Raw genomic sequence first — 13,135 nt, forward strand, 5'->3', positions numbered from 1 at the left:
ATGAACACCCCCCAAACACCCGACATTCACAGCCCCGCCGGTGCCCCCTTCACCGCCACACGCCGGGGTTTCCTGGCCGGCGCGGGCGCTGCGCTCGTGGTCGGCTTCACGCTGCCGCACGCCGGCCGCGCGCTCGCCGCCGAGGCCAGCTTCACGCCCAACGCCTGGCTGCGCATCACGCCCGACAACCGCATCACCGTGGTCTGCGGATCGTCAGAAATGGGGCAGGGCGTGCTGACCGCGATTCCGCAGCTCATGGCCGAAGAACTGGACGCCGACTGGGCCAACGTGCGTGTGGAGCAGGCGCCCGCCAACACCGCCTTCAACAACCCCGCCTTCGGCATGCAGGCCACCGGCGGCTCGACCACGGTGCGCGGCCACTGGGACGTGATGCGCAACGCCGGCGCCACCGCGCGCGCCATGCTGGTGGCGGCCGCCGCCGAGCAATGGAAGGTGCCAGCGGCCGAGTGCCGCACCGAAGCCGGCCAGGTGATCCATGGCAGCAAGAAGCTCAGCTACGGCGCGCTCGCCGAAGCCGCCGCGAAGCAGAAGCCGCCCGAGAAGGTGGCGCTGAAAGACCCGAAAGATTTCAAAATCGTCGGCCAGCGCAAGGCCCGGCTGGACACGGCGGGCAAGACCAATGGCTCGGCGAAATACGGCATCGACGTGGACCTGCCCGGAATGCTGGTCGCGGTGATGGCACGCGCGCCGTTGCCGGGCGCCAAGGTGGCCAAGCTCGACGACAGCAAGGCCAAGGCGGTCAAGGGCGTGAAGCAGGTCATCGCACTGCCCACCGGGGTGGCCGTGCTGGCCACCGGCTACTGGGCGGCGAAGAAGGGGCGCGACGCGCTGGAGTTGTACTGGGACCTCGGCGCCAACACCGGCCTGAATTCGGCCAAGGTCACGGCCATGCTCACCGAGGGCGCGTCGACGGCGAGCGCCGTGGCGCTGCAAACCGGCTCGGCCGACGCCAAGGGCGCGAAGACGGTGGAGGCCACCTACGAGGTGCCCTACCTGGCCCACGCCTGCATGGAGCCGATGAACTGCACCGCCTGGGTCAAGCCCGACGGCGTGGAGATCTGGGCCGGCACGCAGAGCCAGGGCCCGGTGCAGGGCATCCTGAGCCAGGTGGCTTCGGTTGATCCGGGCAAGGTCAAGGTCAACACCATGATGCTGGGCGGGGGCTTCGGCCGCCGCTTCGCGCCCGACTTCGTGATCGACGCCACCCTGCTCTCCAAGATCAGCGGTGCGCCGGTCAAGCTCATCTACACCCGCGAAGACGACATGGCCGCCGGCTTCTACCGGCCCGCGTCGGTGGCGAAATTCAGCGGCGGCCTGAGCGCCGACGGCAAGGCCACCGTGTTGAATGCAGGCGTGGGTTCGCCCTCCATCATGGATGCCTCGGGCTTCATGAAGATCCCTGAAAACGGCGTGGACAGCTTCGCCATGGAAGGCATTGCCGACCACCCCTACAACATCGCCAACCAGCGCCTTGCCTATGGCCGCAAGGAACCCGGGCCCACTGTGTGGTTCTGGCGCTCGGTCGGCCACTCGCAGAACATCTTCTTCATGGAGAGCTTCATCGACGAGATGGCCGCCGCCGCCGGCAAGGACCCCTATCAGTTCCGCCGCGCCCTGCTCGACAAGCAGCCGCGCTACAAGCAGGTGCTCGAAGTGGCGGCGCAGAAGGCCGGCTGGGGCAAGCCGCTGCCGGCGGGCGTGTTCCGCGGCATCGCGGTGGCGCAGAGCTTCGGCAGCTACGTGGCCGAGGTGGTCGAGGTCTCGGTCAACCCCGACGGCTCGCCCAAGGTGCACCGCGTGGTCGCGGCCGTGGACTGCGGCATGACGGTCAACCCCGCGATCATCGAACGCCAGATCGAAGGCGGCATCGTGTTCGGCCTCACCGCCGCGCTCTACGGCAAGATCACCCTCAAAGACGGCCGGGTGGAGCAGGGCAACTTCCACGACTACCCCGTGCTGCGCCACCACGAGATGCCCAAGGTGGAGGTGCACATCGTCAAGAGCACCGAAAAACCCGGCGGCATCGGCGAGCCCGGCACACCGCCCATCGCGCCCGCCGTGGCCAACGCGCTGTTCGCCGCCACCGGCAAACGCCTGCGCAGCCTGCCGTTTGACACGGAGCAACTGAAGAAGGCCTGAAGCCCGCCAACGTCTCTCACAAGCCTCCCGTGCAACCCCCGGCCATTCGCAAGGCCGGGGTTTTTTCTTGATCAGAGGATGGTTGGACAAGTTCTCAGGCGCATCACGATGACGTTGCTTGTTTAGCCAGACCTTGGGCGGACAATGCGGACGGAGTCGGCCTATGGCAACCGTACGAAGAAATCGTACAGTTGGGGTTTCCAGTGTCGGAAAGCAGACTGTGGGCTGCACCTCATCGTCGCCGCTGTATCCCACCTTCCAGCATCAAGAACATGGCCAAGAGCAATCTGTTGAAGACCCAGGACGTGACGTTTCTGGACCTGATCGGCAACGGCAAAAAGTACCGAGTGCCTTCGTTTCAGCGTGACTACGCTTGGGAAGAAGAGCAATGGGAAGACCTTTGGACCGACGTGCAGGAGTTGCTGACCTCTCCGGGCAGCTTTCACTACATGGGGGCGCTGGTGGTCGAGGCGTCTTCAGACCGTGAGTTTCAGATCATTGACGGGCAGCAGCGGGTGGCCACGCTCAGCCTGTTGGCGCTTGCGGTGATCCAGCGGCTTCACAATTTGCCGGGTGACCACGCAAGCCGTGCGGCCAATGCGGACCGGGCCGCCCAGCTGCGCAACCGCTTCATTGGTGAAAAGGATCCAGCTTCGTTGCTGGAGAGCAGCAAGCTGTTTTTGAACGATACCGACGACGGTTTTTTCCAGGACTATCTGGTGCAGTTGCGTCCGCCGTTGAATCCGAGAGGTTTGCCCAAGTCCAACCGCCTGCTGTGGCAGTGTTTTGAATGGTTTGGAAAACGCTTGGCCGAGTCGGGTCTGGAGGGCGAGGCTCTGGCGCGATTGCTGTCTGACACGGTAGCGCGGCAGTTGCTCTTCATCTTGATCACGGTGGAAGATGACATCAGCGCTTACACGGTGTTTGAAACCCTCAATGCGCGGGGCCTGGAACTGTCTTCAACCGACCTGCTCAAGAACTATCTGTTTTCTCGGGTGGCCACTGCTACAGATCTGAAGGCACTTCAGCGGCGCTGGCACCAGATGATCGGCACTGTCAAGCACGAACGGTTTCCGGATTTTCTGCGTTACCACCTGTTGTGTCGTTCTCCGCAGATACGCAAGCAGCGTCTTTTCAAGAAGGTGCGGGAAGATGTGCGCTCATCGGCCGATGTGTTTGCGCTGATGGGTGCCTTGGAGCAGCGCGCCGATGTATTTGCCGCCATGGATGACACGGCCCATGAGTTCTGGATGGACCGCCCGATGGCTCGGCCATATGTGCGTGATTTGATGCTTTTTGGTGTGCGTCAGCACATGCCACTCGTTTTTGCTGCCTGGGAATGCATGAACCCAGACGACTTCACGCGTGTTTTGAAATTGTTGTGCGTGCTCTCTGTTCGTTACACCGTGATCGGTAGCTTGAATACGAATGAACTGGAGCCGGTCTACCACCGCGCAGCCAAAGCTGTGCTCGATGGTGCGGCATCCACTCCAGCTGAGGTCTTCGGGCTTTTGCGAGGTGTCTACGTTGATGACGAAAAGTTCATGCGTGACTTCTCGCACAAGGAGATGGAGACCACGGGTCGCCGAAAGAAGGTGGTGAAGTACATGCTCTGTCAGCTTGAGAGCGATGTCGCTGGAGTCAACAGAGATTGGGAAACCGACCCCGGAACCATCGAGCACATCCTTCCAGAGAATCCGGCAGGTGAATGGGATGAGGCATTCAATCCTGAGCGTCAAAAAGACTTTATCTACCGACTGGGTAACCTGTTGCTGCTGGAGCCCTCCTTGAATCGCAACTGTCGCAATGCCGCCTTTGGCGAAAAGCTGGAGCTGTATCGCGACAGTGCTTACGAGCAGACCAGGCAGTTGAGTGAATCTGGAACCACAGACTGGAGCCCTGCCACATTGATGGCCAGGCAGCGGCGCATGGCTGAGCGGGCAGCGCACATTTGGCGTTCAGACTTTTCCTGATGGACTGGGTAAGAGTCGTTCTCGGTTAAACCCAACGCTCAAATCCGTGAGTAGGGGCGCGTGGATCAGCGCTGCTTCAAGCCATTCCCCAAGACGGAGCTCCACTAAACTCATGGACCCCCGGTCAGCACACAACACAAGGAACTCCCCATGGGCGCGCAGTGGAAAGCGAAACACAAGGATCTGGCGGCCAACGCCAAGGGCAGGCTCTTCGGCAAGCTGGCCAAAGACATCATGATCGCCGCGCGCCACGGCGCCGACCCGGCGGCCAACGCGCGCTTGCGGCTGGTGATGGAGCAGGCGCGCAAGGTGTCCATGCCCAAGGAGACGCTGGACCGCGCGATCAAGAAGGGCGCGGGGCTCACCGGCGAGGCCGTGCATTTCGAACACGTCATCTATGAAGGCTTCGCGCCGCACCGCGTGCCGGTGATGGTCGAGTGCCTGACCGACAACGTGAACCGCGCCGCCTCCGACATGCGCGTGCTGTTCCGCAAGGGCCAACTCGGCAGCAGCGGCACGGTGTCGTGGGACTTCGCCCACGTCGGCATCATTGAGGCCGAGGCCGCAGCCAAGGGCGCCGACGCCGAGATGGCCGCCATCGAGGCCGGCGCGCAAGACTTCGAACCCGCCGACGAAGAGGGTGTGTGTGTCTTCCTCACCGACCCGACCGACCTCGACCTGGTCAGCCGCGCGCTGCCGGCGCAGGGCTTCACCGTGTTGTCCGCCAAGCTCGGCTACCGGCCCAAGAACCCGGTCAACCCGGCGAGCCTGAGCGCCGAGGCGCTGGAAGAGGTGGAGGCCTTTCTCGCCGCCATCGACGAAAACGAAGACGTGCAGAACGTCTTCGCGGGGTTGGCCGGCTGATGGCCTCGCGCTGGAACCCCTGGCGCTTCGTGCGCTGGATCGGCATCGCGCTGCTGGTGCTGGTGATCGGCGTGCCGCTGCTGTTCTACGCCGCGTTCATGGGCATTCAGGAAGCAAGCGAGCGCCAGTGGCTGGGCCAGGCGCCGCAGCACGCGGCCACCGACGTGCGTTCGCGCAAGCCGCACCCCGTGGCGCTGCTCGATGTGGGCTTTGATTCGCTGGCCGTGCGCCTGCGCATGATCGAAGAGGCCCGCGAATCCATCGAGCTCGAGTTCTTCATCTACGAAATCGACGAAGCCAGCCGCCTCATCACGCAGGCGCTGGCCCGCAAGGCCGCACAGGGCGTGAAGGTGCGCATTCTGGTTGATTTCGCCATGCCCATCTTCAAGCTCGCGCCGCACTACGCGCGCACGCTGGAGGCGGCGGGTGTGCAGGTGCGCTACTACAACACCTCGGGTATCGCACGCTTCTTCGCCATGCAACACCGCACCCACCGCAAGCTGCTCGTGGTCGACCGCAAGGAGGCGGTGATCGGCGGGCGCAACATCGGCAACGACTACTTCGACCTCTCGCCCCACTACAACTTTCTTGACAGCGATCTGCTGATCCGGGGCGAGATTGCCTCGGCCATTGTCGACAGCTTCGAGCTCTACTGGGCGTCGGACTGGGTGACCAACCCGAAAGACCTGGCGGTCGACGCGAGCGCGGCCGGCCTCGATCTGCTCGCCCAGCCCACCGCCACCGAAGTCGCGCTGCGCGCCGAGTTGAAGGCGCACCAGCCGCAGCACAGCTTCACCACCTGCAACGACACCCACTTCGTCACCGACTACCCGGGCTCCGGCGTCGAGCGCCGCCGCGTCTACACCGCGATTGCGCAGCTGGTGAGCGAAGCGCGCCAACGCGTGATCGTTGAAAGCCCTTACCTCGTGTTGCGCGGCGACGGCATCGGGCTGCTGCAGAGCGTGTTGAAGCGCGGCGTGAAGCTGCAGTTCCTCACCAACACCCTGCACTCGACCGACGCGTTTTACGCCGTGGCCAGCCTCTCCGACTCGCTGGACCGCCTGAACCTGCCCAACCTCGAAATCTGGGGCTACGACGGCCGGCCGCTGAAGCAGGGCGAGAGAGCACCCGCTTCCGCGCGCTGGGGCGTGCACGGCAAACGCGCCGTGTTCGACGACCGCACCGTGGTGGTTGGCACCTACAACATGGACCCGCGCTCGGCCAACCTCAACTCCGAGCTGATCGTGATCTGCCGCGACAACCCCACGCTGGCCGCGACCATGACCAAGAGCCTGCAGGCGCGCCTGAAGCAATCGCGCCCCATCAGCGGCACGCCCGGGGCGGGCGGCTACAACGCGCTGATCGAAGGCGCCGACGCCGACGCGATCTTTCAGATGCGCATGGTCACGCCGTTCGCGAGCTTCCTGGACTTTCTGCTGTAGCGCGCGTCCCGGCGCTAGCATGGGGCCTGTTTGCCACGAAGGAACCACCATGCCCACCACGCCCCGCCAGAAACCCGTGTCGCCCAACAACCCCTGCCCGTTCCTCAGGACCCTGGTGGCCCAGGGTCTGGTGCCCGACGACGTGGTGCCCATCGGCGAGCTGACGGACGCCATCTTGAAAGTGGCCCGCACCGGCGAGGGCGAGCCCACGCTGCCGGCCGCCGCGATCCGCGCGGTGGCACTGGCGGCGAACGGCCTGGGCCCGCTGCAACTGCTGCGCGCTGGCATGGACGGTGTGGCGTTGAACGCGCTGCGCGGCGGGCCGCTGGACAAACAGGGTGCGGGCTCGGGCATCCTGAGCGCGACGGCGACCGTCGACGCCGAGCAACTGGACCGGCTTGATCAATTCGCCAGCGACCACGTGAACGCCCGGGGCCGCAAGGAGCGCGGCCTTGACCGGGCCGCGCTGGACCGCATGATGGACGCCAACATCGAGCGCGCCGCCAGCCCGCGGCTGCTCGACCGCCAGCTCATGGACGGTGAATGGCCCATCCTGCTGCAGGTCATGGGCAAAGAAGGCAAGGCCGGCCGTTACCTCAGCGTCAAAGAGGTGAGCGACCTGTTCCTCCACCGGCGCTTCCCGCGGCGCATGGCCGCTGCGCTGAAAGATCAGCGCGGCTGATCGCTGTTAACGCGTGGGCGCCGAGAGCGTCACGTCCAGCGGCCCGTACCAGGCGGTCACCGTGGCGCCCGAGTTGTTGGAGTCGGTCATCAGGCCCAGCCCGATCAGCGCACCGGGCGTTTCGCCGAAGGCCTTCTTGAAATCGGCCTCGATGTCGCGGTCAAAGTCCACCCACTGGTTCAGGCGGTCCGGGCCGGACTCCACCACGATCTGGCGGATGCGGTTGGTGTAGGGGTTGGGGATCACGCTGCCCGCGGGGTAGCGGCTGTCCCACACATACATGATCGACGCGTAGGGCAGCGGCTTGCCCGCGATCAGGCTCGACAGCTCGGACACGATGTGGTCACGCGCCGTCCACTGCTTGCTGCGGTCGCCCTCAAAACTCAAGATCAGCCGCGCCACCGCGTCGTCTTCGCCCTTTTCCTTCAGGTCGAACGCCGGGTTGAGCGTCGGGACGAACAGCGAGAACCGGATGCGCTTGGGCAGCGCGCCGGGCGTGGGCGCCAGGGGCAGGCTCAGCGTGCTGTTGGCGCCCTCGGCCTGGGCCATCACCGCCGGGCGGCCTTCGTGCTCGGTGGCGTTGTAGTGCGTGGGCCGGCGGTTCATGTAGACCTGATGCTCCCAGCGCGCCGCGGGCGCCACACCCTCGATGTGGTTGCGGCTTTGCCAGGCCGTGCCGTCCAGCACCACCGGGCGCGACTTGGCGCGGCCACCGTCTTCTTCCGACTCGTCGGCCTCCACCACGTCTGTGGTGTCGGTCTGCGGCCCGGCGCAGGCGGCGAGCACAGCGCACAGCAGCAGCGACGCGAAACGGGTCGTGATGTGCGGCGTGAGAGGGGAGGGGCGGGGAAGAAGCGTCATGGCGAACGGCGGTCAGGGCTGGCCGGGTGCCGGGCCAGCGTGGGCGAAAGAGGGCGAAAAATTGGGACGTATTGTGCCGTTTCCCGCCTTAAGGGAGGCTTGCAGCGCCGCGCTCTTTGCCTTCGGTTACCGGCCTCGCGGCCTGTTACGGCTGGAAGGCGCCGGTGTTCGACCGGTTGGGATCAGGCCCGGGTGTCCAGCAGCGTGCCCAACACGCGGTCTTCCGTCTCGACCGTGCGCAGGTTGGCCGCAAAGCTGTAGACGCTCATGCGCTGCGCGACCATGTCTTCGGCCAGGTGCCCGAAGTCGCCACCAGCCGACGTGCCCGCCGCGTCCTGATTCACCTGCGCGTCCACACCTCCCAGGCCTGGCCGGGCCGTCTGCGTCACCCCCTGCCGCTGGAAACCCGGCGTCTGCGCGTTGGCCACGTTGTGCGCGCTCGTGTCCAGCCGAAGCTGCGCGGCGCGCATGCCACTCAGGCCGATGGCGGCGACGGAGGAGCCAGAGAGGGCGGAGATGGACATGGTGTGTGGCGGCGAGATGTGGGGCGTCTGACAGACTTTTCGGCGGGATGGTTGAAGACTGAAGGGGTTGATCGGTGTGTCCGACGAGTGGCGGTGGATCGGGGGTTTCAGTCGCTTGGGCGGCTATCGGACATGAGCTGACCGCCACGACGGTCAGCTTTCGAGTTCCGCCAGTTTGGTAGTCTTGTCTTTCGATCGAAAGGCAAGAGGGAGGCGACGTGCCAGCTATACAGATGACCACAGAGGATGTACCCAGGATTTACCGGCGCCTAGCGACCGCAATTGGTGCTGAACACTGGCAAGGTGCGGTGGCGCGGCAGGAAGAGGCGATTCGGGCGAATCACTTTCTTGGTGACTACCTGCGTTCGGAGTACGCCATCGCATACCAGTTGGACCGGCTGCGAAGACTGGTGGCGCGGTTTGGCACGGTGCCCCACGACGCCTGTAACGACCCAAGCACCTTTCCTTCGCTGGCCTTTGCTGCCCAGGTGCTCAGAGTCCTGGAGATGAGCCCGGCCAAGCAGGCCAAAGCATTCGTCAGACGGGTTCGAACTGCCCTCAGCAGTTCCACGGAGATGCACGGTCTGCGTTTGGAGTTGCAAGCAGCGACTCACTTCGCCCGTCGGGGGCATCGTGTGGCTTGGCACAGAGTGAAAAACGAGGGATCTTTTGATCTCTTGATTGGTGACCTCGGCCCTAGTGGGCTCGAGATCGAGTGCAAGTCCATTTCGGAAAATAAAGGCCGCCGTATCCATCGACGCGCTTCACTGGATTTCTGGAGCGAGCTGTGGAAAGACTTGGCTAGCGTTGCACAGAACTTGCGCTCGGGGCTTGCGGTTGTGCTGACTGTTCCCTATCGAATACCGGATGACGCGCAGGAACAAGGCGCTCTTGGGAGAGAGGTTGTTACTCGAATCTTGGCAGGTAGTGGAGCGACCTTGGGTGGAGGCGCGGTAGTGCGCATAGAGCCCTTCGATCCGGCCAGGATCGAAGCGGCGAAGGACAGGAGCCGTGACGAGTTGAGGAAGGCAATTGACGATGCGACGGGTACCGCCAATCGAGAGGTAGCCGTTTACGGGACCCCAGCGGGCGGAATGCTTGCCTTTGTGATGCAAAGTGCAGTTGAGGACGATGTGCTGGACCAGGTGTTTGCGACCCTCGACGACTCTGCGGCGCGACAGTTCACACGCAAGCGTGGTGCATTGTTCTGGGTGCAGTTGCAAGGCATCGATGCAGATCAGTTACTGTCAATACACGAACAAGACGGGGGCTCTAAGGAGCAACCAACGGCATTGAGAATCAGAGCTAGCGCCTTCCTCCATCGCGCACCGGACCACATCGTCGGTGTTGTCTTCAGCAGTAGAAGCGGCCTTTCTCCCGTTGTCGATGGCAAAACGGACTCGGCCGGGGCAACGTACTTCTTTCTGAAAGAAGAAAGCCCACTTTGGCATGCCAGCTTTCGCGGACCGCTTCGACCCATAGGGGTCGCGAATTAGAGAAATAGATTGACTCGCCCGGTTGGCCCGGCGGGCAAGCTGGCTGTGCGAAGCTGCACCACTGAGTAGTGGATTCTTAAATGCCCCAGGCAGGCTCACAGGCTGCTTCAGGGCGAAAAGTTAAACGGCGCGGATGCCGCTGGTGGGTCGACCTCCCGACGTCGGCGCCTCGAAGGCCAGTTTCGGGCATGGACCGATCCCATCCGTGCCCACGGTTCCATGGGGGTCTTGATGTTGACCCATCAGGCGGACTGAACGTCAAATAGCTGCCCCACTTCAGGAGCGCTCGAATGAACAGCAAAAACACCATTTGTCTCTGGTACGACGGCACGGCGCTGGAGGCCGCGAAGTTCTATGCCGAGACCTTCCCGGACAGCGCGGTGGGAGCGGTCCTTCGCGCGCCGGGCGACTATCCCTCGGGAAAACAGGGCGATGTCCTGACGGTCGAATTCACGGTGATGGGCGTCGCTTGCCTCGGCCTGAACGGCGGGCCGACGTTCAAGCACAGCGAGGCTTTTTCGTTCCAGGTGGCGACCGACGATCAGGCCGAAACGGATCGTTTATGGAACGCGATCATCGGCAATGGCGGCCAGGCAAGCGCCTGCGGCTGGTGCAAGGACCGGTGGGGGCTGTCGTGGCAAATCACGCCACGGGCCCTGACGGCCGCGATCACCGACCCTGATGCGGCGGCGGCCAAACGCGCGTTCGAAGCCATGATGGAAATGACAAAGATCGACATCGCAGCGATCGAAGCAGCCCGCCGCGGCTGACGCTTCCTTCACCGAACCCGCACCCCCAACCCGCCACACAGCGCTATCAACGCCACCCCCAGCACCGTCCACCCATCGGGCGCATGCCCGAACACCACCCAGCCCCCGAGCGTGGCAAAGGCGATCTGGGCGTACATGTAGGGGGTGATGCGAGAGGCAGGCGCGCGGTGGTAGGCCTGGATCATCAGATAGTGGCCGAGCGAGCCGAACACGCCCATGAGCCCGACCAACGCCCAGAGTTGCCAGGTGGCCATGGGCGCCCAGCTCCAGGGCAGGGCGATGGTGCCGAACACCAGGCCGGTGAGGCCGGTGTAGAAGTGCATGGTGCCCGGGTCTTCGGTCTTCACCATCTTGCTGGTCACGATCTGGAACAGCGCATTGATGAACACAAGCACCAGCGGCAGGAACATGGCGCCGTGCAGGCCGCCCGCGAAATCGGCGGTCTTGGGGCGGATCACGATCAGCGCGCCGATGAAGCCGCCGGCCACGAGAACCCAGGTGAGGGCGGACACGCGCTCGCGCAACAGCGGCGCGGCGAGCACGGTGATGGCCAGCGGCACGAGCATGAGGATGGCGGTGAATTCGCCCACCGGCACGTGCTGCAGCGCCATGTAGGCGAGCGTGCCCGAGCTGACCATGAGTGCACCGCGCAGCAGCTGCCAGCCAGGTGCCTTGGTGATGAAGAGCGACCGGCCCTGGCTGGGGTAGAGCATGGCGGCGGTCATGCCGGTCTGCACCACGAAGCGCAGCCACACGGCCATCATCACGGGCACCACGCCGCCCACGTATTGCGAGGTGGTGTCGAGCAGGGCGAAGCAGGCGGTGGCGGCGACGGCGCGGCCCGACAGCGCGGCGTGCTCAGTAGCTGAGGCGGGCCACCGAGCGCAGCACGTCGGCGGTGGTGGTGGGGAAGCCGAAGTATTCCAGATACGCGGGAATCATTTCGAACAGCATGTCGGTGCCCACTTGCACGGGGCAACCTTTGGCCTTCGCGGCACTGAGGAAGGCGGTCATTTCGGTGCGCATCACGACCTCGCCGACGAAGGTGCGCGCGTCCAGGCGCGAAACGTCCACGGGCAGCGGGTCGCCTTCGTTCATGCCCATGGGCGTGGCGTTGACCACGAGGTCGAAGCCGGCCGGGTGATTGCTGCCGGTGCGGACGGTGATGGCCGGGTAGTTGTCGCGGATGCGCTGGCCCAGGGCTTCGGCCGAGGCGGCGTGCACGTCGTACAGGCTGATGGCGCCAATGCCCGCGCCCGCCAGCGAGGCGGCAATCGCGCAGCCCACGCCGCCGCTGCCCACCACCAGCACGCGCGCGCCGTCGAGCTTCAGGCCCTTGCGCATCACGCCGCGCACGAAACCGGCGCCGTCGAACTGGTCACCGACCAGGCGGCCGTCCGGCAGGCGCTTCACCGCGTTGCAGGCGCCGGCCACCTTGACGGTGGGTGTCACTTCGTCGAGCAGGCCGACGGTGACCACCTTGTGCGGCATGGTGATCAGCGCGCCACGGATGTTGGTGAGCGCGAAGACGCTCTTGAGGAAGGCCGGGTAGTCCTCGGGCTTGCAGCCCATGGGCACGACGATGGCGTTCACCCCGACGTGCTCGAAATAGGGGTTGTAGATCGACGGCGACTTGAAGCTGTGCGTCGGGTAGCCGATGTGGGCGATGAGTTCGGTGTGGCCGTTGATCATGATCTGGACTCGTGCGGATGAGGCGAAGACAGGCTGGGCGGGACTGTAGGAGCGTCGGGCTGAAAGCGGGTTGTCTGACGTGTTTGTGTTGTCTGTTGAACGATCTCTTGTGTGCGTTTATCGCGCACTTTGAGGGTAAACACGCAGGCGTCAGCGACGCTGCGGGTACTCAGCTCAGGGCTTCTGGGTGGCGGCGGAGTTCACGAATTTGCGCACCAGGCCGTCCATGGCGATCAGGTAGCCGTCGACGCCGAAACCGATCACGATGCCGGCCGCGGCGGGCGACACCCAGGAGTGGTGGCGGAAGGCTTCGCGGGCGTGCACGTTGGAGATGTGGCACTCGATGACGGGCAGCGGCTCCACGCCCTTGATGGCGTCGTGCAGCGCGATGGAGGTGTGGGTCAGCGCGCCGGGGTTGATGACCACGCCCAGGGCCTTGCCTTCTTTGAAGAGGCGGCCGTACTCGTGGATCTTGTCGATCAGCGCGCCTTCCCAGTTGCTCTGCAGGCACTCCACTTCGTAGCCGATCTTCTCGCCGTGCGCTTTGCAGAAGGCCTCCACGTCGGGCAGGGTGGTGTAGCCGTACTGCGCGGGCTCGCGCTGGCCGAGCAGGTTGAGGTTGGGGCCGTTCAGGACGAGGATTTTTTTCATGGGTTCTCCAGGGGGGAATG

Annotated in this window: 12 protein-coding genes; 7 read left to right on the top strand and 5 right to left on the bottom strand. The window is 64.5% G+C overall.

Translation table 11 applies throughout. The features are described from left to right. The 5 genes from B0E41_RS19985 to B0E41_RS20005 all read left to right on the top strand — a co-directional run bounded on the left by B0E41_RS19985 (position 1) and on the right by B0E41_RS20005 (position 7,121). Entirely contained in the window at positions 1-2,160 is a 2,160-nt protein-coding gene (locus tag B0E41_RS19985) for a xanthine dehydrogenase family protein molybdopterin-binding subunit (RefSeq protein ID WP_077333705.1), read from the top strand. Between the two features lie 272 nt (positions 2,161-2,432). Beyond that, positions 2,433-4,133: a DUF262 domain-containing protein gene (locus B0E41_RS19990; protein ID WP_077333707.1), complete on the top strand. Its 1,701-nt coding sequence runs from the start codon at positions 2,433-2,435 to the stop codon at positions 4,131-4,133. A gap of 150 nt (positions 4,134-4,283) precedes the next feature. Then, entirely contained in the window at positions 4,284-4,997 is a 714-nt protein-coding gene (locus B0E41_RS19995; RefSeq protein ID WP_077333709.1) for a YebC/PmpR family DNA-binding transcriptional regulator, read from the top strand. After that, on the top strand, positions 4,997-6,439 hold the full coding sequence (locus tag B0E41_RS20000) for a phosphatidylserine/phosphatidylglycerophosphate/cardiolipin synthase family protein (protein ID WP_077333711.1): 1,443 nt from the start codon (positions 4,997-4,999) through the stop codon (positions 6,437-6,439). Before B0E41_RS19995 ends, B0E41_RS20000 begins: the two co-directional genes overlap by 1 nt. Before the next feature lie 49 nt (positions 6,440-6,488). Then, a complete protein-coding gene (locus B0E41_RS20005; protein WP_077333713.1) occupies positions 6,489-7,121 on the top strand; it encodes a hypothetical protein in 633 nt (210 codons plus the stop codon). Between the two features lie 6 nt (positions 7,122-7,127). On the opposite strand, the gene B0E41_RS20010 is transcribed toward B0E41_RS20005, so the two are convergent. Both B0E41_RS20010 and B0E41_RS20015 read right to left on the bottom strand, forming a co-directional pair. Beyond that, on the bottom strand, positions 7,128-7,982 hold the full coding sequence (locus tag B0E41_RS20010; protein ID WP_077333715.1) for a DUF3047 domain-containing protein: 855 nt from the start codon (positions 7,980-7,982) through the stop codon (positions 7,128-7,130). A 182-nt stretch (positions 7,983-8,164) separates the two neighbouring features. Further along, positions 8,165-8,506: a flagellar basal body protein gene (locus tag B0E41_RS20015; protein ID WP_077333717.1), complete on the bottom strand. Its 342-nt coding sequence runs from the start codon at positions 8,504-8,506 to the stop codon at positions 8,165-8,167. 233 nt (positions 8,507-8,739) lie between these two features. Between B0E41_RS20015 and B0E41_RS20020 the strand changes: the two genes are divergently transcribed. Both B0E41_RS20020 and B0E41_RS20025 read left to right on the top strand, forming a co-directional pair. Then, on the top strand, positions 8,740-10,002 hold the full coding sequence (locus B0E41_RS20020) for a hypothetical protein (RefSeq protein ID WP_077333719.1): 1,263 nt from the start codon (positions 8,740-8,742) through the stop codon (positions 10,000-10,002). Between the two features lie 290 nt (positions 10,003-10,292). Beyond that, entirely contained in the window at positions 10,293-10,772 is a 480-nt protein-coding gene (locus tag B0E41_RS20025; RefSeq protein ID WP_077333721.1) for a VOC family protein, read from the top strand. A gap of 8 nt (positions 10,773-10,780) precedes the next feature. On the opposite strand, the gene B0E41_RS20030 is transcribed toward B0E41_RS20025, so the two are convergent. The 3 genes from B0E41_RS20030 to aroQ form a co-directional block, all read right to left on the bottom strand. Continuing rightward, positions 10,781-11,620 carry a DMT family transporter gene (locus B0E41_RS20030; protein WP_253195048.1) on the bottom strand — a complete coding sequence of 280 codons (840 nt, stop codon included), beginning with the start codon at positions 11,618-11,620 and terminating at the stop codon, positions 10,781-10,783. Between the two features lie 10 nt (positions 11,621-11,630). Continuing rightward, positions 11,631-12,464, bottom strand: a complete 834-nt coding sequence (locus tag B0E41_RS20035) for a ThiF family adenylyltransferase (RefSeq protein ID WP_077333725.1) — start codon at positions 12,462-12,464, stop codon at positions 11,631-11,633. Between the two features lie 174 nt (positions 12,465-12,638). Further along, positions 12,639-13,115 carry a type II 3-dehydroquinate dehydratase gene (aroQ, locus tag B0E41_RS20040; RefSeq protein WP_077333727.1) on the bottom strand — a complete coding sequence of 159 codons (477 nt, stop codon included), beginning with the start codon at positions 13,113-13,115 and terminating at the stop codon, positions 12,639-12,641. Positions 13,116-13,135: the final 20 nt, after the last annotated feature.

The organism is Hydrogenophaga sp. A37, from assembly GCF_002001205.1.
Lineage (GTDB): Bacteria > Pseudomonadota > Gammaproteobacteria > Burkholderiales > Burkholderiaceae_C > Hydrogenophaga.